The 25,387-nt window shown below is 68.1% G+C and carries 25 protein-coding genes and 1 tRNA gene; 12 read left to right on the forward strand and 14 right to left on the reverse strand.

Going from position 1 to position 25,387, the window contains the following annotated elements; all coding sequences use genetic code 11:
- Window positions 1–3 precede the first annotated feature (3 nt).
- The 5 genes from GZ64_RS0107840 to GZ64_RS0107860 all read right to left on the reverse strand — a co-directional run bounded on the left by GZ64_RS0107840 (window position 4) and on the right by GZ64_RS0107860 (window position 4,008).
- A complete protein-coding gene (locus tag GZ64_RS0107840) occupies window positions 4–885 on the reverse strand; it encodes an FAD:protein FMN transferase (protein WP_029265764.1) in 882 nt (293 codons plus the stop codon).
- Between the two features lie 14 nt (window positions 886–899).
- A complete protein-coding gene (locus GZ64_RS0107845; protein ID WP_029265766.1) occupies window positions 900–1,370 on the reverse strand; it encodes an FMN-binding protein in 471 nt (156 codons plus the stop codon).
- Window positions 1,371–1,463: 93 nt separating this feature from the next.
- A complete protein-coding gene (locus GZ64_RS0107850) occupies window positions 1,464–2,498 on the reverse strand; it encodes a ribose-phosphate diphosphokinase (RefSeq protein WP_021198771.1) in 1,035 nt (344 codons plus the stop codon).
- A gap of 6 nt (window positions 2,499–2,504) precedes the next feature.
- Window positions 2,505–3,935 carry a bifunctional UDP-N-acetylglucosamine diphosphorylase/glucosamine-1-phosphate N-acetyltransferase GlmU gene (glmU, locus tag GZ64_RS0107855; protein ID WP_029260530.1) on the reverse strand — a complete coding sequence of 477 codons (1,431 nt, stop codon included), beginning with the start codon at window positions 3,933–3,935 and terminating at the stop codon, window positions 2,505–2,507.
- Between the two features lies 1 nt (window position 3,936).
- Window positions 3,937–4,008, reverse strand: a tRNA-Gln gene (locus GZ64_RS0107860).
- Between the two features lie 111 nt (window positions 4,009–4,119).
- Here GZ64_RS0107860 and GZ64_RS0107865 point away from each other — a divergent pair.
- Genes GZ64_RS0107865 through GZ64_RS0107875 form a run of 3 tightly spaced genes read left to right on the forward strand, consistent with a single transcriptional unit; the run spans window position 4,120 to window position 6,088 of the window.
- Window positions 4,120–4,593: a GNAT family N-acetyltransferase gene (locus GZ64_RS0107865; RefSeq protein WP_029265768.1), complete on the forward strand. Its 474-nt coding sequence runs from the start codon at window positions 4,120–4,122 to the stop codon at window positions 4,591–4,593.
- 30 nt (window positions 4,594–4,623) lie between these two features.
- Window positions 4,624–5,118, forward strand: a complete 495-nt coding sequence (locus tag GZ64_RS0107870) for a MarR family winged helix-turn-helix transcriptional regulator (RefSeq protein WP_029260528.1) — start codon at window positions 4,624–4,626, stop codon at window positions 5,116–5,118.
- A 19-nt stretch (window positions 5,119–5,137) separates the two neighbouring features.
- Window positions 5,138–6,088 carry a pseudouridine synthase gene (locus tag GZ64_RS0107875; protein WP_197020511.1) on the forward strand — a complete coding sequence of 317 codons (951 nt, stop codon included), beginning with the start codon at window positions 5,138–5,140 and terminating at the stop codon, window positions 6,086–6,088.
- On the opposite strand, the gene GZ64_RS0107880 is transcribed toward GZ64_RS0107875, so the two are convergent.
- From GZ64_RS0107880 to GZ64_RS0107890, 3 genes are all read right to left on the reverse strand, one after another.
- Window positions 6,075–6,734, reverse strand: a complete 660-nt coding sequence (locus GZ64_RS0107880; RefSeq protein WP_021198776.1) for a methionine ABC transporter permease — start codon at window positions 6,732–6,734, stop codon at window positions 6,075–6,077. The genes GZ64_RS0107875 and GZ64_RS0107880 overlap by 14 nt on opposite strands.
- On the reverse strand, window positions 6,734–7,777 hold the full coding sequence (locus tag GZ64_RS0107885) for a methionine ABC transporter ATP-binding protein (protein WP_021198777.1): 1,044 nt from the start codon (window positions 7,775–7,777) through the stop codon (window positions 6,734–6,736). The genes GZ64_RS0107880 and GZ64_RS0107885 overlap by 1 nt, the downstream gene beginning before the upstream one ends.
- Before the next feature lie 102 nt (window positions 7,778–7,879).
- Window positions 7,880–8,791, reverse strand: a complete 912-nt coding sequence (locus tag GZ64_RS0107890) for a MetQ/NlpA family ABC transporter substrate-binding protein (protein WP_021198778.1) — start codon at window positions 8,789–8,791, stop codon at window positions 7,880–7,882.
- 295 nt (window positions 8,792–9,086) lie between these two features.
- Between GZ64_RS0107890 and GZ64_RS19430 the strand changes: the two genes are divergently transcribed.
- A complete protein-coding gene (locus GZ64_RS19430; RefSeq protein WP_136025231.1) occupies window positions 9,087–9,716 on the forward strand; it encodes a hypothetical protein in 630 nt (209 codons plus the stop codon).
- A gap of 84 nt (window positions 9,717–9,800) precedes the next feature.
- Here GZ64_RS19430 and GZ64_RS0107900 read toward each other — a convergent pair whose 3' ends face one another.
- The 3 genes from GZ64_RS0107900 to GZ64_RS0107910 form a co-directional block, all read right to left on the reverse strand.
- Window positions 9,801–10,778, reverse strand: coding sequence for an NADP-dependent oxidoreductase (locus GZ64_RS0107900; RefSeq protein WP_029265772.1), 978 nt, complete (start codon window positions 10,776–10,778; stop codon window positions 9,801–9,803).
- Between the two features lie 88 nt (window positions 10,779–10,866).
- Complete coding sequence (locus tag GZ64_RS0107905; RefSeq protein WP_029265774.1) at window positions 10,867–12,633, reverse strand: Na+/H+ antiporter; 1,767 nt, start codon at window positions 12,631–12,633, stop codon at window positions 10,867–10,869.
- A gap of 40 nt (window positions 12,634–12,673) precedes the next feature.
- Entirely contained in the window at window positions 12,674–14,497 is a 1,824-nt protein-coding gene (locus tag GZ64_RS0107910; protein WP_029265776.1) for an ABC-F family ATP-binding cassette domain-containing protein, read from the reverse strand.
- A 91-nt stretch (window positions 14,498–14,588) separates the two neighbouring features.
- On the opposite strand from GZ64_RS0107910, the gene GZ64_RS0107915 reads away from it, so the two are divergent.
- Window positions 14,589–15,524 carry a hypothetical protein gene (locus GZ64_RS0107915; protein ID WP_136025463.1) on the forward strand — a complete coding sequence of 312 codons (936 nt, stop codon included), beginning with the start codon at window positions 14,589–14,591 and terminating at the stop codon, window positions 15,522–15,524.
- 45 nt (window positions 15,525–15,569) lie between these two features.
- On the opposite strand, the gene GZ64_RS0107920 is transcribed toward GZ64_RS0107915, so the two are convergent.
- The gene (locus tag GZ64_RS0107920; protein WP_029265780.1) at window positions 15,570–16,685 is read right to left on the reverse strand and encodes a DUF998 domain-containing protein; all 1,116 of its coding nucleotides are present in this window, start codon (window positions 16,683–16,685) and stop codon (window positions 15,570–15,572) included.
- A gap of 97 nt (window positions 16,686–16,782) precedes the next feature.
- Here GZ64_RS0107920 and GZ64_RS0107925 point away from each other — a divergent pair, with 97 nt between their 5' ends.
- Genes GZ64_RS0107925 through GZ64_RS19045 form a run of 3 tightly spaced genes read left to right on the forward strand, consistent with a single transcriptional unit; the run spans window position 16,783 to window position 18,282 of the window.
- Window positions 16,783–17,433, forward strand: a complete 651-nt coding sequence (locus GZ64_RS0107925) for an HAD-IA family hydrolase (RefSeq protein ID WP_029265782.1) — start codon at window positions 16,783–16,785, stop codon at window positions 17,431–17,433.
- Window positions 17,434–17,491: 58 nt separating this feature from the next.
- Window positions 17,492–17,848, forward strand: coding sequence for a YidH family protein (locus GZ64_RS0107930; protein WP_021198786.1), 357 nt, complete (start codon window positions 17,492–17,494; stop codon window positions 17,846–17,848).
- The gene (locus GZ64_RS19045) at window positions 17,845–18,282 is read left to right on the forward strand and encodes a DUF202 domain-containing protein (protein ID WP_081859697.1); all 438 of its coding nucleotides are present in this window, start codon (window positions 17,845–17,847) and stop codon (window positions 18,280–18,282) included. The genes GZ64_RS0107930 and GZ64_RS19045 overlap by 4 nt, the downstream gene beginning before the upstream one ends.
- On the opposite strand, the gene GZ64_RS0107940 is transcribed toward GZ64_RS19045, so the two are convergent.
- Complete coding sequence (locus GZ64_RS0107940; RefSeq protein ID WP_021198788.1) at window positions 18,267–18,704, reverse strand: Lrp/AsnC family transcriptional regulator; 438 nt, start codon at window positions 18,702–18,704, stop codon at window positions 18,267–18,269. The genes GZ64_RS19045 and GZ64_RS0107940 overlap by 16 nt on opposite strands.
- A 150-nt stretch (window positions 18,705–18,854) precedes the next feature.
- Between GZ64_RS0107940 and GZ64_RS0107945 the strand changes: the two genes are divergently transcribed.
- Genes GZ64_RS0107945 through GZ64_RS0107955 form a run of 3 tightly spaced genes read left to right on the forward strand, consistent with a single transcriptional unit; the run spans window position 18,855 to window position 22,479 of the window.
- Window positions 18,855–19,991, forward strand: a complete 1,137-nt coding sequence (locus tag GZ64_RS0107945) for a thiamine pyrophosphate-dependent enzyme (RefSeq protein ID WP_029260519.1) — start codon at window positions 18,855–18,857, stop codon at window positions 19,989–19,991.
- Window positions 19,988–21,016, forward strand: a complete 1,029-nt coding sequence (locus GZ64_RS0107950) for an alpha-ketoacid dehydrogenase subunit beta (RefSeq protein ID WP_051667895.1) — start codon at window positions 19,988–19,990, stop codon at window positions 21,014–21,016. The genes GZ64_RS0107945 and GZ64_RS0107950 overlap by 4 nt, the downstream gene beginning before the upstream one ends.
- Window positions 21,013–22,479, forward strand: a complete 1,467-nt coding sequence (locus GZ64_RS0107955) for a dihydrolipoamide acetyltransferase family protein (protein WP_029265786.1) — start codon at window positions 21,013–21,015, stop codon at window positions 22,477–22,479. Before GZ64_RS0107950 ends, GZ64_RS0107955 begins: the two co-directional genes overlap by 4 nt.
- Window positions 22,480–22,511: 32 nt before the next feature.
- Here the strand turns inward: GZ64_RS0107955 and GZ64_RS0107960 are convergent, their stop codons facing one another.
- Window positions 22,512–23,789, reverse strand: coding sequence for a sensor domain-containing protein (locus GZ64_RS0107960; RefSeq protein WP_029265788.1), 1,278 nt, complete (start codon window positions 23,787–23,789; stop codon window positions 22,512–22,514).
- Window positions 23,790–24,064: 275 nt separating this feature from the next.
- Here GZ64_RS0107960 and GZ64_RS0107965 point away from each other — a divergent pair, with 275 nt between their 5' ends.
- Window positions 24,065–25,384, forward strand: coding sequence for an MFS transporter (locus GZ64_RS0107965; protein ID WP_029265790.1), 1,320 nt, complete (start codon window positions 24,065–24,067; stop codon window positions 25,382–25,384).
- Window positions 25,385–25,387 lie beyond the last annotated feature (3 nt).

The raw sequence follows: 25,387 nt of genomic DNA on the forward strand, positions 1-25,387 counted from the left end.
TCCCTAATTCCGACCTGAGGGGTGCGACGGCCCCGCGGTGACGAACAGTTCGGCCGGGCATCCGGGCGAGCGCTGCACGCGCCCGTCGGTGCTCATGCGCACCCACTCGACGTTCCACATCGCTGCGAGCTCGACACCGCCGTCGAAGAAGAGAGCCGTCGCCACGGCGTCGGCCGTCATCGTCTCCGGCGCCCATGCCCAGGTCGCGGCCCACGTGCGCACGGGAATCCCGGTGCGGGCATCCAGCACATGATGCAGCCCGCTCCCCCACGCCCTCCGGTTGATCGCCGAGGCGCACAGCGCCTGGTCGTGCACATCGACGACCCCGATCGCCTTCGTCGGATCGTACGGGTGCTCGAGGCCGATGCGCACACCGGAGCCGCGGACCCGGATGTCACCACCGGCGTCGACCACGAGGTCTCCGGGCACCGCGGCCAACGCCGCCGCCACGAGGTCGACGAGACGCCCTTTGCCGAGCGCGCCGACATCGATCAGGGCAGGCGCCGAGGCCGTGACATCGGTATCCGTCCAGGACACGTCCTGTTCCCAGGCCCCCGGTGCGCGCACGGGATCGCCCGGCACGAGGGAGTAGTCGGCGTCGTACCCGAGCGCGGCGAGGCTGTCCGCGACGAGCGGGTTGACGGCGCCTCCGGTCGCGGCGGAGAGCTCACGGTACGCGTCGAGCATCGGCCGGGCATCGGCGGAGGCGAAGCCGCCCCCCTCACGTCCGAGGCGCACGACCTCCGAATCTGCACGGAATCGGGACCACTCGCGGTCGAAGCGGTCGATCTCCGCCGTCACCGCAGCGCGTGCCGACTCCGGCAGGGGTTCCGTCGTCTCGATCTCCCACTGCGTCCCGATGGCCTCGAAACGCCAGCTCGCCATGGAGAATCAGGCGCCTAGGCGGCGGCCTGCTCCTTGATCGCCTCGACGGCCTTGTTGAACCCACCGCTGGTGAGCGACGAGCCGGCGACGCGGCTGACGTTCAGGTCGTCGAGAGCCTTGCCGTCGACCTGCTTGTCGATCCCGTCGATGAACTGCCCCTGGTACTGCTTGCTCTCTGGGGCCTGCGGGTCGCCGGTCACCTCGACATCGGTCACGACGCCGTCGGCGAGGGTCAGGGTGACGGAGATCTGCTCCACCGTCTCGGGCGTCTGGTACGACCCCTCGGCGGTGTAGGTGCCGTCGGCGTAGGTTCCCGTGGAGTCGCCACCGGAGGACGAGGAGGAACCGGCGTCAGGGGTGCTGCTGTTGTCGGCGGGCGCCTCGGCGTCGGCGTTTCCGGAGCATCCGGCGAGGACGAAGAGTCCCGCGATCCCGAGGAGTGCGGTTCCCTTGCGGACAGAGGTCGGTACGGTCGTGCGGATCATGGTGGTCCTCCCGGCTCGGTGTCGGCCGACGCGCTCGTCGGCCATTCGACCGTAAGCACCCCGGCTATGCGCGGGCTGTGCCGTGACGATGCGTTACGCGTCGCCGCCGAACATGCTCGTCACCGAGCCGTCTTCGAACACCTCGTGGATCGCGCGCGCCAGCAGCGGGGCGATCGGGAGGATGGTCAGCTTGTCCCAGCGACGCGACTCGGTGAGCGGGATCGTGTCGGTGATGACGACCTCGTCGATGGACGAGTCCTGCAGCCGATCGGATGCCGGGTCGCTGAAGATCGCGTGCGTCGCTGCGACGATGACGCGGTGGGCGCCGTTCGCCTTGAGCGCCTGGGCGGCCTTGACGATCGTGCCACCGGTGTCGATCATGTCGTCGACGAGGAGACAGGTGCGGCCGTCGACGGCACCGACGATCTCGTGCACGGAGACCTGGTTCGCGACCTTCGGGTCGCGCCGCTTGTGGATGATCGCCAGCGGTGCACCGAGGCTGTCCGACCAGGTGTCGGCGACGCGCACGCGGCCCATGTCGGGCGAGACGACGGTGAGGATCTCACGGTCTTCGGGCGACAGCGTGCGCTCGAAGTAGTCCAGGAGCACGGGCTTGGCGAACAGGTGGTCGACGGGACCGTCGAAGAAGCCCTGGATCTGCGCGGCGTGCAGATCGACGCTCATGACCCGGTCGGCGCCCGCGGTCTTCAGCAGGTCGGCGACGAGACGGGCGCTGATCGGCTCACGACCGCGGCCCTTCTTGTCTTGACGCGAATACGGATAGTACGGCGCGACGACGGTGATGCGCTTGGCCGACGCGCGCTTGGCGGCGTCGATCATGATGAGCGTCTCCATGAGCCACTCGTTGACCGGCTCGCCGAAGGTCTGGATCAGGAAGAGATCCACACCGCGGATCGACACCTCGAAGCGGGCGTAGATCTCGCCCGAGGCGAACGTCCGGTGCTCGACCGGTGCGATCTCGGTGCCGAGGGCCTCGGCGACCGCTGCGGTGAGTTCGGGATGCGAACGTCCACCGGCGACGACGAGCCGCTTCTTGGTCTTCGCGATGATCCCGGGGGCCACGCCGTTGTCGCGATCCAGATCGACCGTCTTCTTCTTGCGCGCCATGTCCGCCTATTCCGCCGAATTCTCGCGGGACGCAGCATCCGCCGCGCCCGTCCCTGCTCTGTTCTTCTCGACCCAGCCCTCGATGTTGCGCTGGGGGGCGACGCTCATGGCCAGCGCGCCGGCGGGGACGTCCTTGCGGACGACGGCGCCTGCACCGGTCTTCGCACCGGCTCCCAGCCTAACGGGCGCGACGAGCACCGTGTGCGACCCGGTGTGCACCTCGTCACCGATCTCGGTGCGGTGCTTGTTCACGTCGTCGTAGTTCGCCGTGATGGTGCTCGCGCCCAGGTTCACCCCGCGGCCGATCGTCGCATCGCCCACGTAGGAGAGGTGCGGAACCTTGCTGCCCTCGCCGATCTCGGCGTTCTTGGTCTCGACGTAGGCGCCGATCTTGCCCCGGACTCCGAGGATCGTGCCGGGGCGGAGGAACGAGAACGGGCCGACCGTCGCCTCGGCACCGATCACGGCCAGCGTGGCATCGGTGCGGCGGACGATCGCGTCCTCCCCGACCTCGCAGTCCACGAGTGTCGTGTCCGGACCGATGACGGCACCGGAGGCGATCACCGTGGCGCGGAGGATCTGCGTGTTCGGGAGGATCGTGACGTCGGGTGCGAGCTTCGCGTCGTCGTCGATCCAGGTGGTGGCGGGGTCGATCACGGTCACGCCCTCGAGCTGCCAGCGACGCACGATCCGCTGGTTGAGCAGGCGCCCGACCTCGGCCAGCTGGGCGCGGTCGTTGACGCCGAAGGTGACCGAGATATCGGAGACGACGGATGCCGCCACCCGGTCGCCGTCACGGCGGAGCAGGCCCGGCACGTCGGTCAGGTACATCTCGCCCTGGGCGTTGTCGACGCCGACCCGCGGAAGGTAGGCCCGAAGCGTCGCCGCACGGAACACGTACATCCCGGCGTTGATCTCGCGGACGGCGGCCTCCTCGGCGGTGGCGTCCTTCTGCTCGACGATGCGGTCGACTCCCCCGTCGGCATCGCGGACGACGCGTCCGTAGCCGGTCGGATCGTCGACCAGCGCCGTCATCAGCGTGGCCGGTGCGCCGGAGGCGCGGTGCTCCGCCAGGAACGCGGAGAGGGTGTCGACATCGGCCAGCGGGCAGTCGCCGGAGAGCACGAGCACGTCGCCGTCGAAGTCGGCGGGGAGGGCATCGACGGCCACCTGCACCGCACGACCGGTTCCGGGGATGTCGTCCTGGTCGACGAAGACCGCATCGGGGTAATCGACCGCGAGCGCCGCGACCACCTGGTCGCGCTCGTGACGGACGACGACCTCGACGTGCGCGGCCTGCAGCCGCCCCGCGGTGGTGAGCACGTGCCCCACCAGTGGACGTCCGCTGATCGGATGCAGCACCTTCGGCAGGCGCGACTTCATGCGAGTGCCCTGGCCTGCGGCGAGGACGATGATGGCGAGATTGTTCCCAGTCATGCTCCGCCGCCAGGACTCGAACCTAGACCTCACAGCTCCAAAGGCTGTCGTGCTGCCATTACACCACGGCGGACCGCGCCGCCCACGAGGGCGCCGCGGCATCAAGTCTGCCATGCCCGAGCCCCGGTTCTGCTGACACCCCGTGCGTCATCCACCCGAAACACCGCTCTGGGATGCTGGCGTCATGAGCATCGTGATCGAACGGGTGGAGACCGCAGACCCCGCCCTCGCCGAGTTCCTGATCGCCCACCACGCCGAGTTGGAGCACACGGCTCCACCGGAGAGCCGTCATGCCCTGGTGTTCGAGCGTCTGCTCGCACCGGGAGTGCGGCTGTTCGCCGGGCACCTCGACGGCCGCCCCGCGTCCACCGGCGCCCTGGCGACGGTGGAGGAAGGGCACGAGGAGATCAAGTCGATGCGCACCGACCCCGCGCTGCGCGGGCGCGGTCTCGGACGCACCATGCTCGCCTTCCTCCTGGAGGATGCCGACGCGCGCGGCATCAGCCGCGTCTCGCTCGAGACCGGGAGCGCCGAGTTCTTCGTCCCGGCGCGCGCCCTCTACTCCGCCGCCGGCTTCCGCGAGTGCGGCCCTTTCGGCGGTTACGTCCTCGACCCGCACAGCACCTTCATGACGATCGACCTGCCGGCGGCGTCCTGATCCCCGAGCCGCACACGCGATAATGGGCGGATGAGCGAGGTGGATGAGGTCGACCGGATCGTCGGCGCGTGGAACACCCAGCGCCCCGACCTCGACTTCTCCCCGCTCGAGGTGCTGTCGCGGATGGACCGGCTGTCACGCCACCTCGACCGTGCCCGACGCGACGTGTTCCGCCGCAGCGACCTGGAGCACTGGGAATGGGATGTGCTCTCGGCGCTGCGTCGAGCAGGGGCGCCGTTCCAGCTCTCCCCCAAGCAGCTGCTGCAGCAGACTCTGGTCTCGAGCGGCACGATGACCAACCGGATCGACCGTCTGGTCGGCCGCCGCTTCGTGCGCCGCGAGGCCGACCCCGGCGACGGGCGCAGCGTGCTGGTGACGCTCACCGACGATGGGCGCATCCGCGTGGATGCCGCCATCACGCGTCTCGTCGACGTGGAGGCCGACCTGCTGCAGGCCCTCTCGCGCTCGGATCGGGATCGCCTCGCGGGGCTGCTGCGCAAGCTGAGCCTGAGCTTCGACTCGTGACCGGCCGCATCTGATGGGCATGCCCTCCCCCCTCCCCGTGCGCGACGGCGTGGGAGCCACACGATTGCACGTGCCCCTCTCCGGCTCGTGGCCCACCGTCGCCGCCTACATGGTCGAGCGCTTCTTCCACCTCGACCCCGAGCGTCTTCTCCAGAGGTTCGACCGCGGTGAGATCGTGCGGGCCGACGGCTCCCCCGTCCCTCGCGACGCCCCGCTCGGCAGCGTCGAATTCGTCTGGTACTACCGCGAACCCGCCGTCGAGACGCGGATCCCCTTCGAGATCGAGGTCCTGCACCAGGACGAGCATCTCGTGGTCGTCGACAAGCCGCATTTCCTGCCCACGACTCCCGGCGGCAAGTTCCTGCAGAACTCGGCGCTGGTGCGCCTGCGCAACCTCCTCGACAATCCCGACCTGGCGCCGATCCACCGGCTGGATCGCGCGACCGCCGGCCTGCTGATGTTCTCGACACGACCGGCGACCCGCGGCGCCTACCAGCTGATGTTCGAGAAGCGACAGGTGCAGAAGGTGTACGAGGCGGTGTCGGAGCTCCCCGATCACGGCGAGCTCCCCTCGTTCCCGCTCGTCTACCGCAACCACATCGAGAAGCCCCGCGCCCAGGTGCGTGTGCAGGTCGACGATGCCAGGGAGCCGAACGCCGAGACGCTGATCGCGCTGATCGGCAGCGACGATCGCGTGGTGCATACGCTGCTCCGCCCGCACAGCGGCAAGATGCATCAGCTGCGCGTGCACCTGGCCGCCCTCGGCATCGGCATCCTGAACGACCGGTTCTACCCGGAGCTGCTCGACGACCTGCCCGACGACTTCGACCGCCCGCTGCAGCTGCTCGCTCGTGAACTGCGCTTCATCGATCCGCTGAGCGGGACGGAGCGGGTGTTCACCACTCGTCGCACCCTGCAGGAGGCGCCTGCCGACGAGAACCCGGTCGAGAGCCCCGTCAGCGGCGCATGACCTTGCGGGCCAGGCGGGTTCCGAGCGTCTGCGCCACGTGCACGAAGACGACGATGAGCAGCACGGCCGCCCACATCACCACGGGCTCGAACTGACGACGTCCGTAGGTCAGTGCGAAGTTTCCGAGACCGCCTGCACCGATGTAACCCGCCATCGCGGTCATGTCGATGAGGGCGACGATGACGAACGTGTACCCGAGGATGAGCGGCCCCAGGGCCTCCGGGATCACGACGGTGAAGAGCGTCCGCCAGGGGCCGGCCCCCATGGCGCGTGCGGCTTCGATCACTCCGGGTGAGACCCCGACGAGATGCTGTTCGACGATGCGGCCGATCGCGAACATCGAGGCCACGACGAGCGCCACGATTGCGGCGTTCGTGCCGATGCCGCTGCCCACGATGAAACGCGAGAACGGGATCAGCACCGTGATGAGGATCACGAACGGGATGGGGCGGAAGAAGTTGATGAAGAGGTTCAGGACTGCGGAGACCGCCCGATTCTGCAGCATTCCTCCCGGCCTGGTGAGGTACAGACCGACGCCGATCAGACCGCCCAGCAGGCCGCCCAGCACCAGCGTGAGAGAGACCATGTAGAGAGTCTCGACAGCAGCCGTCCAGAACTCGGGCCCCAGCTCGATGAGACGATCCATCAGCGCACCTCCTCGCTGTCGATGTCGGACACGTCGACATGTGGGGCGATGCTCGCGAGCGTCTGCTCGATGACACCGTCCTCGCCGCGGATCGCGAGAGTGAGGTGTCCGAAGGCACGCCCGCGGATGTCGTTGATGCCCCCGAACACGAGCTCGAATTCCAGTCCCGCGTCGGCGAGCTGGAGAAAGACCTGCGCCTGGGACGGACCGCCGTCACGGAACGAGAACGTCACGAGGCGTCCATCGTGACGTTCACGGAGCACCGCCCGTTCAGACGGAGAGGGCACCCCCTTCACGACCGTGCCGACGAACCGCTGCGAAGCGGCGTGCTGTGGGTTGGAGAAGACCTCGAACACGTCGCCGTGCTCGATGACGCGACCGCGGTCCATGACGGCGACCTTCGTCGCAATCGTCTGGATGACATCCATCTCATGCGTGATCACGACGATCGTCACGCCCTGTTCCTCGTTCACCTTCTTGAGCAGTGCCAGCACCTCGTGAGTGGTCTCCGGGTCGAGCGCGCTGGTCGCCTCGTCTGCGAGGAGGATGGCCGGCCTCGTGGCGAGGGCTCTGGCGATGCCCACACGCTGCTTCTGACCGCCGGAGAGCTGTTCGGGGTATGAACGCGCCTTGTCGCTCAACCCCACGAAGCTGAGCAGCTCGGTGACACGCGCCTCGATGTCGGGCTTCGACCACCCGGCCAGCTTGAGGGGATACGCGACGTTCGCCCGCACGCTCTTCGACGAGAAGAGGTTGAACTGCTGGAAGATCATTCCGATTCCACTGCGCACCCGGCGCAGCTCGCGCTCCGCGAGAGCCGTGATCTCCACGCCATCGACAGTGATCCGCCCCTCGGAGGCAGGCTCCAGAGCATTGATGAGACGCACGAGCGTCGACTTGCCTGCGCCGGAGTATCCGATGATGCCGTAGACATCTCCCTGATCGATCTGCAACGTGACGCCGTCGACCGCCGTGATCTGCTCGTCAGCCCCAGCCGGGGACGGGTATCTCTTCGATACGTTCTCGAGGGACACGATGGGCATGGAGTGCTCCGGTCTTGAAGGGGAAAGGAAGGGCGTGGTCGACCTGCAGACGACGAATCGGGCGACGCTCGCGCGTCGCCCGATTCTCTCAGGTCGACCTGATCAGCTGTTCGCCGCGACGTCCTTCTGAACGTCCTTGAGCAGCGAGGCCAGCTCGTCGGCCGGCGTCTGCAACGTGACGCCGGTGCCGCCCGACGACTTCGCCAGGCCCTCCTGCACGTTCTTGTCGGTCTGGAAGATCTCGACCAGCTTGAGGTAGGTCTCGTTGTCGACGTCTTCGGCGCGCGACGCGAAGATGTTCACGTACTGGAGCGCACTCGGGTCCTCGGGGTCGTCGGTGAAGAGCGCGTCGTCGAACGAGAGCCCCGCGTCCTCCACGAAGTCGTTGTTGATGACGGCTGCTGCGACATCGGGCAGGGCTTCAGGGGTGAGGGCCGCTTCCAGCGCTGTGACCTTGACCTTGGACGTGCTCTCATCGACGTCAGCGAGATCCGAGAAGGCGGTGCCGCCGTCCTTCAGATCGACGAGTCCGGCGGCCTGCAGCACCAGCAGCGCCCTGGCCTGGTTCGAAGCATCATCGGGTACAGCGACGGTCTCGCCTTCCGGGATGTCCTTCACGGAATCGTACTTCGTCGAATAGAGACCCAGCGGGTAGATCTGCGTCGATCCGATCGCCGCGAGATCATCGCCCGATGCCTCGTTGTACTGAGCCAGATACACGATGTGCTGGAACTGGTTGAGGTCCACCTCGCCCTCGCTCAACGCAGGGTTCGGAAGCTCGTACGAACCGAAATCGACGAGCTCGACCGTGATGCCTTCCGCCGCAGCCGCATCCACGAACGCGGGCCACTGCGGATCGCTCTCGCCGACGACGCCGATCTTGACGACCTCGTTCTCGGACGATCCCTCACTGCCGGATCCGGCATCGGACGACCCCGTGGCGCACCCGGTGAGTGCGACGAAGAGCGGGACCGCGGCGAGCGCGGCCAGGATGGAAGTGGTACGGCGTGACATGTGAAGGAGTTCCTCTCTTGGGGGACTCGAATACGTTAGGCAGGCCGCGCGACGCACGCGGAATCGAGTGTCACACGGCGTCACAGCGACAGGTCGACCGTCGTCACCCGACTCGGATCGACCGCGCACGCCTGTGCCCTGGCCGTGCGTCATCGAACGACACAGTCGGCGACGGCGAGAAACAGTCGGCGACAGCAGGACACAGTCGGCGACAGCAATCGCACCGTGTGTTCTGCTCGACGCACTCGAAAGAGTGTCGGTGCCGTCCGGCACCGATCCAACGACCGGAGACGTCATGAAAACACGAAAGAAAGTCGCACTCGCCACGGCCACCGCGGTACTTCTGTCCTTCTCGCTGCCCGCCGCCGCTCACGCGGCGACAGAGGAGCATCTGTACGCGAACTCGACAGTCGTCGTCACGGATGTGAGGACCGGAGCGATCGTGTATCAGCAGTCGGAGCAGATCCCTGTGGATACGAACAGCACGTCGGCCACGATCGAGGCGCGGATCCCTTCGACCGAATCATCAGCTGCTCCAACTGAGCCGGGCATCATCGCCCCGCGGTCCTCCGTCGGCGGGAATCACGACAACGGTTCGGTCAAGTCGTCGATCACGATCCAGTACACCTTGAAGGGCGATCAGATTCGGACAGAGAAGGTCACGGGCAGCTGGACGCCCGACCCGGGGTTCGGACTCAAAGAGCGGAAGGTGGAGATCTACAGCGGCGGTGGAGTGCCGTCGATCATCAAGAAGGCGCCGACGGCGAACAGCTATAGCTACAACACCGGATGGGGCTTCCAGATCAAGCCACCGCAGAACTCTCTCACCTCCCCACGGGTGCTGGCCGAGGTGAAGTACCAGCTCTCGGGGACGGGCAGTGCGTGGCTGAAGCTGACGCACTGGGTCGACCTGTCCGGAATCTGATCCCGTGGTGAGGAGGGTCCGAGCAGTGTTCGCACACTCGGACCCTTCTCTCACCTCACACGCGGAAGCGTGCGGCACACAGCGTCACAGCTGGCGCGAAGAGCGCGGTGCGCGCAACGCCAGCTTTCCCACGTAATGGCTTCGCAGCGCGTGGTGCGCCTGGGCGACCTCGGCCGCGTCGAACACCTGCGCCACGTGCGGGGCTATGAGACTGGACTCGATGACCTCGTTCAGACGCTGCAGCGCCGCTCGGCTGCGGTCGCCGTCGTAGAACGACACACGCTCGACGACCTCGGCCGACGGTGGCGGATTCACACCGTGCGCCCACGCGATGCGCCCCGACGGTGCCACCCCGCGCAGCGCATCCTCGGCCGCCCGACCTCCGGCGGTGACGAGTGCGCCGTCGAGGCCCTCCGGAGCGAAGCTCTCGATGGCCGCCATCACGTCGTCCCGCCTCCCGTCGACGACGACATCGGCGCCGAGGCCCCCGGCCAGCGACACGCCGTCCTGTCCTGAGGCGACCGCGAACACCCGGAGTCCACGGTGTTTGGCGAGCTGCACCGCGAGGTGACCGATCCCTCCGCTCGCGCCGAAGATCATCACGGCGTCTCCGGGGCGCGCATCGATCGTGTCGAGTCCGCTCGTGGCCGTCAGTGCGTCCCAGGCGAGCACTCCGGCCTGCTCGTCGGTCAGCCGCGCGGGCACCGGGGCGACATGCTCCTGGTCGACCACCGCATACTCGGCGTAGAACCCGCCTCGCGGGACGGGGGTCGACGCGGCGTACACCCGATCCCCCGGGGCGAAGCGCGTCACGTCGGCGCCGACCGCCTCGACCGTTCCCGCCCCTTCCCACCCGAGGATGTAGGGGAAGGTCGACGGCACGCCGAAAGCTCCCTCGTAGTGGCCTTCGCGCTCCTCCCGATCCCATGACCCGATGCCGGCGACATCGATGCGGATGAGTACATCACCTTCGCCGACCGCGGGGATCGGAACCGACTGTTCACGCAGCTCCCCCTCGTCGCCGAATCGATCGAGAATGATGGCTCTCATCATGGTGGGCATCGGTCTCCTCGTTCTCAGGCGGATCGTTCTGGCGGGTGCGCGCCGTCGTCTCGATGCGCTCCGACGGCGGTGTCGTCCGCTCGGGTGTTCAGTCGTACTCCTCGATCCCCTGCAGGCGCACCTGCTCGAGGTCGAGTCGGGCGGAGATGCGGCGCACGACGATGTCGTCGACCGTGCCGGCGCCACGCAGCCCGAGGAGGACCTCACGCTTGCGGTCGATCAGGGCGAGCTTGAGTCGCGTGTGCTCCTCATGCCGGATCAGCGGCGAGCGCTGCGCGAGGTCGACATCGGTCGAGGTCGCGATCATCTGCAGCACCGTGCCGTCGGTGCCCTCCCCCTCCGTCGCCTGCGAGGTTCCGCCTCCCGTGGTGGGGTCGTCTCCGATGTCGGCGGTTCCGGCACCGAGGGGGTCGGGCTCGCCGAGCATCTCGTCGAGAGCATCGGCTTCCGCGTCGACGAGGGCCTGCTCGCGGGCCAACGACCGGGCGTTCGCGAACTCGAGCATCTGATAGCCCTCCGACCGCACGCGATCGAGGACTTCCTGACCCACGCCGTGCTCAGCCGCGAGGTCGTCGAGAGCGGCGAGCGCCGCCCCGGAGATCGCCCGCTCGGCGAGTTCGTATTCCTCGTCCTCGACGTGGTCGACGGGGAACCGCGCCCACCGCACGATCGCGGGCAGGAGCGGCCCCTGCACGAGCAGACTCAGCAGGATGACGCCGGCCGTCACGAACACGATCTCATCGCGTCCGTTGATGGCCCCACCCTCTGTGATGCTCGTGGGGACAGACAGCGCGATCGCGAGCGAGACGGCGCCGCGCATACCGGCGACGGTGGATACGACTCTGGCCCGTGCCCTGGCGCCGCGTGCGGGTCTCGGCCCGGCCTGACGCTGGAACAGCACGTTCAGCAGCTGGAAGAGATATCGCACCACGAGCAGCGTCGCCCAGACGGCGAGCGTGATGAGCACCAGGCGACCGATCGCCGCCGCGGAGATCTCATGCACGACGTACTGCACCTCGAGCCCGATCAGGACGAACAGGGCGCCGTTGAGCAGGAAGACGCCGAACGGCCACGCCGCGTCGGCCTGCCGCCGGGAAGAGGCCGTCGTGACCCTCGGCGACACGTAGGCGACGATGAGACCCGCGACCACGACCGCCAGCACACCGGAGGCGTGCACCATCTCGGCGACGAGGAACGCCGTGAAGGGGATCAGGAGCAGAGCGACGTTGATCACGATCGTCGACGACGTGCGCCGCAGCAGCAGGTACCCGAGAGCCGCGACGACGACACCGGCCGCGATGCCGCCGACATAGGAGACCAGCACGTCGAGCGTGACCGACAGCGGGGTGATCTGGCCGCCGAGCGCCAGCGACACCGCGATCGCGTAAAGCACCAGCGCCGTGCCGTCGTTGGTCAGGCTCTCGGCCTTGAGCTTCATGAACATGCGGCGCGGCAGCAGACGCCCGAGGGCGGCGACGGCCGTGGCATCCGGCGGCGCGACCGCGGCACCCAGAATGAGGGCGATCTCCCACGGCATCCCGAACAGCACTCCGATACCGGCGACCGCGAACGCCGAGGCGACGACCAGCACTGTGCTCATCGGCAGGATGTAGCGGAAGTCACGGCGGATCGACCGCAGAGACGTGGTGAGGCTCTCCCAGAAGAGCATCACGGGCAGGAACAGCAGCAGCACCGTCTCGGGAGGCAGCTGCACTTCGCGCAGCGGAGGTACGAACCCCAGCAGCAGTCCGAAGATGACGAGGACGAGGGGCAGCGCGAGACGCACGCGCGGGGCGATCAGGGTTCCGACGAGAATCGTGAGTCCGAGCAGGACAGTTACTTCGAGGCCTTCCATCCCTACCTCCCAACAGCGTTGGGAGAAGGATATTCCTCCGTCAGCCGATCTCCTCGGTGAGTTCGAACCAGCGCAGCTCCAGCTCCTCGATCTCGGCCTGCTGCTCGCTGATCTTCTTCATCCGGTCGCCGAGACCCGCATAGTCGGACTGGTCGTGGTCCGCCAGCGCGGTCTTGGCGGCGTTCACCTGCTGCGTGAGCTTCTGGATGCGTCGCTCGAGGGCGGACACCTCCTTCTGCGCCGTGCGCAGTGCCGCACCGTCGAGCCCCTTCGCGGCAGCTGTGGCCGTCGCCGTCGCTGCGGCCGTCGCGGTCTGCTTCGACCCGGTGGAGGACTGCAGGTGACGCAGTCGCAGATACTCGTCGACCCCGCCCGGGAGGTGACGCAGGTGACCGTCGAGGATCGCGTACTGCTGGTCGGTGACGCGCTCCAGGAAGTACCGGTCGTGGCTGACGACCAGGAGCGTGCCCGACCAGGAGTCGAGAAGGTCCTCGATCGCGGCGAGCATGTCGGTGTCGAGGTCGTTGGTCGGCTCGTCGAGGATCAGCACGTTCGGCTGGTCGAGCAGCACGAGAAGCAGCTGCAGGCGACGCTGCTGTCCGCCCGAGAGATCCTTGACCGGAGTGGAGAGCTGGGCGGAGTCGAACCCGAGCCGTTCGAGCAGCTGCCCGGGCGTGAGGTCCTGCGCCTTGGAGCCGGCCCCCATCGTGTAGGAGGTGCGCAGGCCCGAGATGATCACACGCACCGGGTCGTTCCAGTGCTGGGTGAGCTCGTCGAGCCGCTGTGTGAGGGTCTGCACCTTCACCGTCGTGCCGCGCTTGACCCGTCCGACGGTCGGCTCCACGGTGCCGGAGATGAGGCCGAGCAGCGTCGACTTGCCGGCGCCGTTCACACCGAGGATCCCGGTGCGCTCCCCCGGCGCGATGCGCCACTCGATGTCGCGCAGCACGACCTTCTCGCCGCCGTCCGCCGTCGGGTAGGTCACCCCGACGTCGAGCAGGTCGACCACGTCCTTCCCGAGTCGCGAGACGGCGAGCGACTGCAGCGACACCTTGTCGCGGATCTCGGGGACGTCGGCGATGAGCTCATTGGCCGCGTCGATGCGGAACTTCGGCTTGGCCGTGCGGGCCGGAGCGCCACGGCGGAGCCACGCGAGCTCCTTCTTGGCGAGGTTCTGACGCTTCGCCTCGGTGGCGGCCGCCATCCGGTCGCGCTCGACGCGCTGCAGGATGTACGCCGCGTAGCCGCCCTCGAAGGGCTCGACGATGCGGTCGTGCACCTCCCAGGTCTCGGTGCTGATCTCATCGAGGAACCATCGGTCGTGCGTCACGACCATGAGGGCGCCCGAGTTCGGCGACCAGCGCTTCTTGAGGTGTCCGGCGAGCCAGGTGATCGCTTCGACGTCGAGATGGTTGGTCGGCTCGTCGAGGGCGATGACGTCCCAGTCTCCGGTGAGGAGCTTCGCGAGCGACACCCGACGCCGCTGCCCACCGCTGAGAGAACCGATCTCGGCATCCCACGGGAGGTCGGTGAGCAGCCCTTCGATGACGTCGCGGATCCGCGCATCGCCCGCCCACTCGTACTCCGGGGTGTCGCCGACGACCGCCGCACTGATGGTGAGGTCGTCTGGCAGGTTGTCGGCCTGATCGAGCACGCCGATCCGCGTTCCTCCGCGCACCGTGACGCGTCCGGAGTTCGGTTCCTTGATGCCTGCCAGCATTCCGAGCAGGCTCGACTTGCCGTCGCCGTTGCGGCCGACTATGCCGATGCGGTCGCCCTCCTCGATGCCGAGGGTCACGGAGTCGAAGACGACCCTGGTCGGATATTCGAGGTGGAGGGCTTCAGCCCCGAGAAGATGTGCCATGTTCCTTCCAGGGTAGCCGCGTGCGACGAAGCGTCCGGCCGTTGCCCGGAAGGTTGCCTCCGACGGACGTCGCCCGATCTAGGATCGACGGGTGCCAAGGAATCGCCGGGTGTTCTCGCTCATGCTCGACAATCGCAAGGCGAAGCTGATGGAGTCGAAGAGACGACCCGGTCGCTTCGAGCTCAGCGTCGATGGGATTCCGCAGTCCGTCGTCTCTATGACCGATCCCACCGCGCTCGAATACGCCTACATCCAGCACATCGCCAGAGCGATGGACGCCGCGGCGGAGCCCGGTGCCCCGCTGTTCACCGTGCATCTGGGCGCCGGAGCACTCACGCTGGCTCGCTACGTCGCGGCCACGCGTGCCGGGTCCCCGCAGCTCGCGGTGGAGTTCGAACCCGCCCTCTACACCGCGGTGGTCGCCGCCCTGCCGCTGCCCTCCGGCACCGATCTGCGCGTCATCTTCGGCGATGCACGAGCGGTCGCAGACGCGGATCTCCCCGACGAGAAGCGCTCGTCGGCGCCCTCGTCCTCTGTCCCCGCGGTCGCCGCGGTCGCCGCGGCTGCAGCGGAGAGCACCGCGATCGACACCGACTGGGTGGATGCGCAGTTCACCGTCGTGGATCTGTGGGATGCCGCGGTCATCCGACATCGTGTGGCCAGCCAGGAGTTCTACCGCCGCGTCGCCGCACGCTCCGCCGCGGCGGGCGTCGTGGCCGTGAACCTGCTCGACGGGCACCCGTTCGAGTACTCACGGCGACAGGCGGCCACCCTGCGCACCGTGTTCGACCACGTCGCCGTCGTCCTCGACGCCGAACCGGAGGATGATGAAGGGCCACTGGGCAACGTCGTCATCTTCGCGAGCGACGAGCCGCTGAGCATCGTGACGATCCCCGAGCTTCTCGGCCCGCCACGACCTCATATGCTCCACGACGATTCTCTGACGTCGTGGATCGCCGAAGCGCGCATCATGACCGACGCCGACGGCACGGACTCCCCCGACCCCGACGATCCGATCTGGGACTAGCCCCGGCGCGACCGCCTCGTCAGCCCGCCTCGTCAGCCCGCCTCGTCAGCCCGTCTCGGTCGCTGCATCGGCCGAGACCGCCGGTGCGGTGACCGACCCCGCCGTGCGGAGGAACACGATGATCCAGCTGAAGATCAGCACGGCGGCGATCAGCTCGACAGCGGTGAGGTTGTAGTAGCCGACCGCGAAGAAGGCCGCGAGCAGGATGATCACCAGCACGTAGATCCACCCGAAGGCCACGAACACACGAGGGATGGTCGGCAGGAACCACGGCAGGCCGACCACGACGATCCCGAACACCACGGTCATACCCGTCGCGACGGTGTTGTGCAGGAGGAAGAACTCGTCCACCGGGAAGATACCGACGCACGCGAGCAAGATGCCCATCAGGATCAGTCCGCCGCGCACCATGAAGCGTCCTCGCCGTTCCTCCGGGCTCTCGGCCGGGAGCCCCGCGGTCGCGTAGCGGGAGATCGTCGTGATCATCACCCCGGCGATGACCAGCGTCACATTGAACGCGACCGATGCGCTGTTGGTGCTCATGCCGAGCGCTGACAGGTTGTCGCGCCACCAGTGCACGTCGCTGGAGGCGAGCATGCTGGCGAATGCGCCGACCACGAGGAAGACGGCGAGCACCAGCGACAGCACCATCGGGGTCAGGGCGACGGCACTGAGGAAACAGACGTATCCGGTCAGCGCGAAGGCGACCGCCACCAGGATGGCGCCGGGGAACGGGAACACCGGGGCATCGGTGAAGCTCCGCTCGAGGAGCTCGGCGACGCCGAGCCAGCCGAGGTACGCGATGGCCGCATGGGCGAAGGCGATGGCGGTGAGGTCGTACCACCGCAGCCGATCCCCCGGCACGCTGAACCCGTCGCGCGCCGCGCGGGGGTCGGGCTGCGCGGGTCGCACGGCGAGGCGCCCGAGGGTGAAGGCGATGACCGCGGTGATCGCGCCCCCGTACGCCGCGAAGACTCCGATCGAGCCGCTGCCGCTGATCGCCAGGTCGTGGCCCCAGAAGACCGGGAGTCCGATCAGGAATCCTGCGACGAAGAAACCGGCGCCGACGATCAGCGCCGTCGCCTCGAAGACGGCCTCCGCCGTCGCCGGGCCGCGCACCTGACGCAGCACCTGCATCACCCTGCTCGCGAGTGCGTTCATCCTCGTCCTTCCCGGTCCACATCCTAGAAGCCGCGCACGCCGCGCACCGGCCTGCGCGCGCCCGGGCGTTCGTCGCGTGTGCGACTAGCCTGGACGGGTGACCCAGACCATCGCCGCCCGCGCCGCCCTCCTCGACATGGACGGCACCCTCGTCGACTCGACCGCCGTCGTGGAACGGCTGTGGCTCGCATGGGCAGAGCCGCACGGCATCGATCCGGAGACGGTGCTGCGCACCGTGCACGGGCGACAGGGCCATCAGAGCATGGCGATCATGCTTCCGGAGCGCGATCATGCGATCAACCTCCACGAGAACGACATCATGCTCGCGAACGAGGCGGGTGACGTCGACGGAGTGATCGAGATCCCCGGCGCACGTGCGCTGCTCGATGCGCTGCGGCCCTTCCCACACGCGATCGTCACCTCCGCGAACGTCGCACTCATGACCGCACGGATGCGGGCCGCGGGCCTCACCGTTCCCGCACAGAGGGTCACGGCCGAGGATGTGTCCGCCTCCAAGCCCGACCCCGAAGGGTTCCTCCGCGCGGCAGAGCTGCTCGGGATCGCTCCGGCGGATTGTGTCGTGTTCGAAGACTCCGGTGCGGGCATCCAGGCGGGCCTCGCTGCGGGAATGCGCGTCGTCGGCGTGGGCACGCACGCCGCGGCCCACCACCCGACCGTCCTGGTCACCGACCTCTCCCAGGTCGCTGTCTCCCCCACGGCCGACGGGTTCGAGCTCACGATCGGCTGACGTCGCCCGCTCCTCCCGCCGACCCTTCACGATCTGCCCGCGCCGCTACGATGAGGCGATGCGACGTTTCCCCGCCTCGGTCTACGAAACCGGTGAGGAGCCCGATCCGCGCTTCTCCCTCGCGAACGAGCGGACGTTTCTCGCCTGGACGCGCACCGGGCTCGCGCTGATCGCCGGTGGCGTCGCCCTCGAGGTGCTCGGCCTCGACCTCCACGCCGGCTTCCGTCTCGCAGCCTCGCTGGTGCTGATCGTCACCGGCACTGCCGTCGCACCGCTGGCCTGGTGGGAGTGGATGCGCGCCGAACGTGCGATGCGTCGCTCCCGCCCACTGCCCGGAGCATTCTCTGCCGTGGTGCTCGCGATCGTGGTGACGGTCGTCGGCCTGCTCGTCCTGGCCGGGGTGCTCTGGCGGTGACGGCTCGCAGGTCGGATGCCGGACGACCGGATGCTCCGGGGCCACACGCACAGGGGCCTTTCGATCCGGGCCTGCAACCCGAGCGCACCGAACTCGCCTGGCGCCGCACGGCCCTCGCGATCGCCATCGGCTCGCTGGTGTCGCTGCGCGTCTTCCCTCTGCTGCTACCGCCCGCCTTCACCGCGTGGGGGTACGTCCCCGGTGCTGTCGGCCTCGTGGCGGCCTGCGCCCTCTGGTTCGCGGCACGCCGACGTCAGCTGCGGATGACCGCATGGCTGCACTCGACACTTCCGGGCGCGACGCCGCCGGGCTCGGCGCGGATCACGGCGCCCGGCGGAGGGCTGCTCGTCGCCCTCACCGCTCTCGCAACGGCATTCGGGGTCCTGTGCATCGGGATCGTCGTCGTGTCGTCGTTCGTTCAGTTCCGCGGATAGTCCTCGAAGATCAGCGTCGTCCTCGTCGAGCGGATCGAGGGGATCGCCTGGATGTCCTCCAGCACGATGCGACGCAGATCGCGGGCGTCGTTCGCGCGCACCAGCAGGATCACGTCGAAGTCGCCACCGACCAGCGCCATGTGCTCGATCTCGGGTATCGAGCGCAGCCGTTCGCTCACCGCCTGCCAGGTCGCCTGCTCGATCGCGAGAGTCACGTAGGCACTGGCGTGGTGCCCGAGCAGCACAGGGTCGGTGCGCACCGTGTACCCCGTGATGACGCCTGTGTCGGTGAGCCGTTTGATCCTCGCGTGCGCACCGGCGCGCGAGATGTGCACGGCATCCGCGATCGCGGTCATCGACGCGCGCGCATCCTGACGCAGTTCCTCGAGGATTGCCCGATCCGTCTCATCCAGAGCGACCATGCGACCCCTTCCTCGATGCAGAACTTCTGACACTTCGCTCAAGAATGCCTCATGTGACGAGCTTTCATCCACGATTCCGCAAAAGATCTTGGATGAGTGACGCCCCAGAGGCATGCTGTCCTCATCGAGTTCGGCAAGGAGGGCGAACGCATGCTGCACACCGACCTGCTCCCGCGCGACACCGCGGTGCAACTGATCGACGAAGACGGAACGGCCGTCGCCGACGAGCGGTATGCGCTCCCCGATTCGGACACGCTGCTCGCGGCGTACCGCGGGCTCGTCGAGGGCCGGCGCATCAACGATCAGGCCGGAGCCCTCGTGCGCCAGGGCCGCCTCGCCGTCTACCCGTCGTCGCACGGGCAGGAAGCCTGCCAGGTCGGTGCCGCCATGTCGCTCGGCGCCACGGATTGGCTGTTCCCCACCTATCGCGACTCGGTCGCCGTCATCGCGCGCGGTGTCGACCCCGCCGATGCGATGGTGCTCCTCAAGGGCGACTGGCATTCGGGGTACGACGTGCGCGCCCACCGCGTCGCCCCGCAGGCCACTCCGCTCGCCACCCAGCTGCTGCACGCCGTCGGCTTCGCCCAGGCGGCGAAGCATCGGGGCGAGGACACTGTCGTCCTCGCGCTCTGCGGCGACGGCGCCACCAGTGAGGGCGACTTCCACGAAGCCATGAACTTCGCCGCGGTGTTCCACGTCCCCGTGGTCTTCTTCGTGCAGAACAACGAGTTCGCGATCTCGGTCCCGCTCTCTCGCCAGACGGCCGCCCCCTCGCTCGCCCACAAGGCCATCGGCTACGGGATGCCCGGGCAGCGGGTCGACGGCAACGACGTCGCCGCCGTGGTCGCCGTGCTCGACGAGGCCATGTCTCGCGCCCGCGCCGGCGGAGGGCCGAGCCTCGTCGAGGCGCACACGTATCGGATGCAGGCGCACACCAACGCCGACGACGACACCCGCTACCGGGAGCGCGACGAGGTGCAGGCCTGGATCGCCCGTGACCCGCTGCTGCGCCTTCGGGCGCACCTGACCGCCACCGGTGCGCTCGACACCGCGACCGAGGAGCGCTTCGCTTCGGGAGCCGAGGAGATCGCCGCAGCGATGCGGACCGCGCTGAACACCGACACCGTTCTCGACCCTGAAGACCTGTTCCGCTTCGTGACCGAGACCCGATCCTCTCAGCTCGACGAGCAGTGGGACCTGCTGCGCGGCGAGATCGAGCGGTCGCGTCTCACCGATGCCGGAGCCGGAGCCGGAGCCGGAGCCGCGATGAACGGAGCACGCCGATGACGATCGCACAGGACGACACCCGCACCGAGAGCGAAGCCGCCACGGTGACGACGATGACGATGGCCGCCGCGTTGAACCGCGCCCTGGCCGATGCCATCGAGTCCGATCCCGATGTCGTGGTGTTCGGCGAAGACGTGGGCGCGCTGGGCGGCGTCTTCCGCATCACCGACGGTCTCACCGCCCGGTTCGGCGAAGAGCGCTGCTTCGACACCCCGCTCGCGGAATCCGGCATCGTCGGCACCGCTGTCGGCATGGCCATGAACGGCCTTCGTCCCGTGGTCGAGATGCAGTTCGATGCGTTCGCGCTCCCCGCCTTCGAGCAGGTCGTCAGCCACGTCGCCAAACTCGGCAACCGCACCCGGGGCGGCATGCGGATGCCGTTGGTGATCCGCATCCCCTTCGGCGGCGGCATCGGCGGGGTGGAGCATCACTGCGACTCGTCCGAGGCCTACTACGCGCACACGCCCGGCCTCACGGTCGTCAGCCCGTCCACTCCGCAGGATGCTTACTCGCTGCTGCGTGCGGCGATCGCCTCCCCCGACCCTGTGGTCTTCCTCGAACCGAAGAAGCTCTACTGGGCCAAGGGCGAGGTCGACACCTCGGTCACCGCCGACCTGGGAACGGCCCGAATCGCCCGTGAGGGTTCCGACGTGACGCTCCTGGCATACGGGTCATCGGTTCCGCTCGCGCTCGACGTCGCCGACGTCGCCGCCGCCGAGGGGCGCAGCGTGCAGGTCGTCGACGTGCGCTCGCTCTCGCCGTTCGACGATGCGACGGTGACGGCCGCCGTGAAGTCGACCGGCCGCGCCGTGGTCATCGCCGAGGCCCCGGGATACGTGAGCGTCGCATCCGAGATCCAGGCTCGCGTCTTCGAGCGCTGCTTCGAGTACCTCGCAGCTCCCGTGCGACGGGTGACCGGCTTCGACACTCCGTATGCCCCGCCGAAGCTCGAGCACTGGTACCTGCCCGACGTCGATCGCGTGCTCGACGCGATCGACACGCTGCACTGGGAGGACGACGCATGAGCACCCCGCTGAAGCCGCACGCCCGCACGCAGGTGTTCCTCCTGCCCGACCTCGGCGAAGGCCTCACCGAGGCCGGACTCGTGCAGTGGCTCGTGTCGGTGGGAGACACCATCACGACCGATCAGCCGATCGCCGAGGTCGAGACCGCGAAGAGCATCGTCGAGCTGCCGTCGCCGTTCGCCGGCATCGTCACCGCGCTGCACGGCACCGCCGGCGACACGATCGACGTCGGTGCCCCCGTGCTCGAGGTGGCGGACTCCCTGCCGTCTCCGGCCGCGCCCACCGCCGAACCGGCGCAGCCCGAGCACGACGCCTACCGCGAAGAGGAGCGCGCGGGTTCGGGGAACGTGCTCATCGGCTACGGCACCACCGCGCGTCCCACCATGGGGCGACGCCGTCCGTCAGCCGCCTCGGTGTCTGCGTCTCGGGCACCGGCGACAGCATCGATCCCCATGCCGACCGCGATCCGTTCCGCCCCGAGCACCCCCGCGACTCCTCCTCCGTCGCGATCGGCCGACCGCAGACCTGTCGCTGTCCGCTCCCCTCTCGTTCGCCGGCTCGCTCGGGACCTCGGTCTCGACGTGCACTCGATCGCCGCGACCGGCACCGACGGCGCCGTGACGCGCGCAGACGTGCTGCGGGCCGCCGTCGAGAACGCCGTCGACACTGCCGTGGACACTGCCGTCGACACTGCCGCCGCGCACCATGACGGCTCCACCGCAGGCGGCGGCACGCCCGGAAACCCGCTCGCCGAGACGGTCGACGGTCTCGGCGTGCGCTCCCGCGAGCGGATGTCGCCGCTGCGCAAGGCCGTGAGTGCGAAGCTCTCCCGCAGCCGTTCCGAGATCCCCGAGGCCACCGTCTGGGTCGACGTCGATGCCACCGCGCTGTGGGACCTGCGTTCGCAGATGGCACCGGAGGGGGGCATGGCTCCGTCGGTGACCGCGCTCCTCGCACGTTTCGTCCTGCTCGCCCTCGAGGACTATCCCGTGCTCGCATCGCGCCTCAGCGAGAGCGGGGACGAGATCATCTCGTTCGACGGCGTGAACCTCGGCATCGCGGCAGACACCGAACGGGGGCTCCTTGTTCCGGTGCTCCCCCGCGCGCACGCGCTCACGGTCGCGCAGCTCGACACGGCGCTGCGCGAGCTCACCGCCACGGCGCGCTCCGGGACGATGCCGCCGGAGCGCCTGCGGGGATCGACGTTCACCCTCAACAACTACGGCGGCCTCGGGGTCGACGGCTCGGCCGCGATCATCAACCACCCCGATGTGGCGATCCTCGGCATCGGGCGGATCATCGAGCGACCGTGGGTCGTGGAGGGGGCGATCGTGGCGCGCCGGATCGTGCAGCTCTCCCTCGCGTTCGACCACCGGGTGTGCGACGGCGGCTACGCCGCGGGCTTCCTGCGGCGGGTGACCGAGCTCATCGAGCATCCGCTGCGCGCGTTCGGGAGGGTCTGAGTCTGCCGCAGTGCGGTGGACTCAGACTCCGATCACGAGAACCTGAGAGGGCGCTTTGTCGCGTCCTCCACCGTGATTCCGATGATCACCGCACCGGGGTCGACGACGTCACGATCGGTGTGGAATCGGAAGAGACGGCCGTCGCGCGTCGCAACGTCGTACCAGTCGTCTCCGGACGAGGCGACGGTGACCGTCGTCCCACCGGGAAATGCCGCGATCGCGTCGGCGATCGGAGCACCCACCCGAACGCCGCCTCGAAGGGGGAGCGCGGCGCCGTCCTGGGCATCCTCGTCGAAGATACGCTCATTGCCGACGGTGATCGATGCCACGGCGGAACCGTCATCCGTCGTGGCGACCAGTATCGACCCGGTACCTTCTGCGTTCACAAGCTTCCACGGATAGCCCGCGCCTGCGGGTTCGATAACCCGAGCGGCCTGCCCTGCGGCGACCGCATCGGCGATCGGATCTCCCAGGTGGATCAGCCCGACACCACCAGCCGAGATCGCCCACTCGCTCCACGGCGCCGATTCATCGGTCTCAGCCTCGGCATCGGGTGTCGGAGGGTTCGCGGTGAATTCCTGCGTGAGCGCGGCCCGAGCTTCCTCCGCACGTTCGTGGAGCTTCTTCGCGATCACCTCAGCGTCGGGGATGGCCTCACCGTTGATCGACTGAGACACCTGCACGAGCACGTTGCCCACGGCCGCATACCCCAGGAATGTCGAGTTTCCGCCCTCGCTCTCCGGCAGCGTCACCGTGCCGGCAACCGCTCGCACGTCGTCCGATTCCACAGGCCGGACCGATTCGAATGTCGCGGCGCCGGCGAAATCGAAGTTCGCGCACTGCGAGGATGCCTCGACGAGCTGGTCCATGCGCGCTTGGGCGTGGGCCTCGTCGGCGAACTGCAGAGCCATCATGGCGCCGAAGCGATAGTCCGAATCAGCTGTCGTCGTCCAGCGCACATTGCGCGACCCGATGCTCCACAGCGACTGCTCGACGAAGAGGACGCTGCAGATCTCCGGGATCGGCAGCGGACCCCCGCCGTCGGAAATCTGCGCAAGAACAGAGGAGGGTTCGCCGATCTCCGTCGAACCGGGGAGCAGAGCAGCGATCTCGTCGGACGTGAACAGAAGTGCGTTCAACTCATCGCCGGTGAAGATGGCTGGTCCGGCATACGGCTCCGGTGATGGCGTCTCCGGAGCAGCTGTCGGTGTCGGTTCCGGATCCATCCCCAGGGTGCATGCCGTGAGCGCGAGAAGTGCGGTCAGAACGACACCACTGAATTTGATGCGTGCGAACCTGGAGCGCGCCATGCGAACCTCCGTCAAGTTGTACTGACCACCGCCCTGGTGCCCCTGACAGCGATCGTAGAGTTTCCCCACTCGATGGCGTAATACGGAGGAGCGGGGTCGAGATCAGAACGATATAAGTCGCATGCCCTATCGGACATATACCGACCAGACCACTCACCCTCCGACACTGCGCGCTATGCGGTACGCTCGGCGATTACTGACCGACCATTCGGTCATGAATAACCGGAGTGCTTCATCGCCCTCTCCCCCCGGAATCGCAGAACAACGGAGTTCGCATGACGTCAGCAGTGTCCGACCGCACCTCGTCCGCACGAATGCCCGCCGAAGAACGGAGGGTGCTCGCCGGCACCCTCGTCGGTACGTCGATCGAGTGGTACGACTTCTTCATCTACGCCCAGGCCGCAGGGCTGGTCCTCGCGCCCCTGTTCCTCGCCCCCATCGCCGAGGAGAGTCCCGGCTTCGCGCAGGTGCTCTCCTTCGCCACGATCGGCATCTCGTTCCTCTTCCGCCCCCTGGGGGCGATCGTCGCCGGCCACCTCGGCGACAAGCTCGGGCGCAAGAAGATGCTCGTGCTCACACTCATCATGATGGGACTGTCCACGTCTCTGATCGGTCTCCTGCCGACGTACGCGGCCATCGGCGTGGCCGCGCCCATCCTGCTCATCCTGCTCCGCATCATGCAGGGGTTCTCCGCGGGTGGCGAGTGGGGCGGCGCGGCATTGATGGCAGTCGAGCATGCACCGAACAACCGACGAGGGCTCTTCGGGGCCTTTCCGCAGATCGGCGTGCCTGTCGGCATGATCCTCGCGACCTCGACACTGTGGGTGCTCACCAGCTCGATGTCGCCGGAGGCCTTCCTCGAGTGGGGGTGGCGCATCCCGTTCCTGCTCTCGATCGTGCTCATCGCTGTCGGTTACGTGATCCGTCGCGCGGTCGACGAGAGCCCGGTCTTCGAGGATCTGCGACGTCGCCGCAAGGAGGCCTCCGCCCCGCTGAGCCGCCTGTTCCGCCAGAACACCAAGCAGGTCGTCCTGACCGCGATCATCTTCATCGCGAACAACGCGGCGGGCTACCTGCTCATCGCCTTCTTCGCGACCTACGCCGTCACGACGCTGGGCATGGAACGTCCGCCGGTGCTGCTGGCGACGACGCTCGCCTCGTTCGGCTGGCTCATCTTCACCCTGTGGGGCGGACATCTCTCCGATCGACTCGGCCGCATCCGCACCTTCCAGATCGGCTACGTGGCGCTCGCGCTCTGGGCGGTGCCGATGTGGTTCCTGATCGATACCGCGAACATCCTCTGGTACTTCGTGGCGCTGTTCGTGATGACGTTCGCCCTCGGCTTGTCGTACGGCCCTCAGGCCGCCCTCTACGCGGAGATGTTCCCCGCGAACGTGCGCTACTCGGGCGTCTCGATCGGGTACGCCCTCGGCGCCATCCTCGGCGGAGCCTTCGCACCGATGATCGCCGAGGCTCTGATGAACCAGTTCCACGCGGCATGGACGATCGGCGTCTACATCGCCGTGGCCGCCGTGATCTCGCTCATCGGCGTCTCGCTCGTCAAAGAGACGAAGGGCGTGGATCTGCACACCTGACGA

The organism is Microbacterium sp. Cr-K32 (assembly GCF_000708345.1).
Classification (GTDB): domain Bacteria; phylum Actinomycetota; class Actinomycetes; order Actinomycetales; family Microbacteriaceae; genus Microbacterium; species Microbacterium maritypicum_A.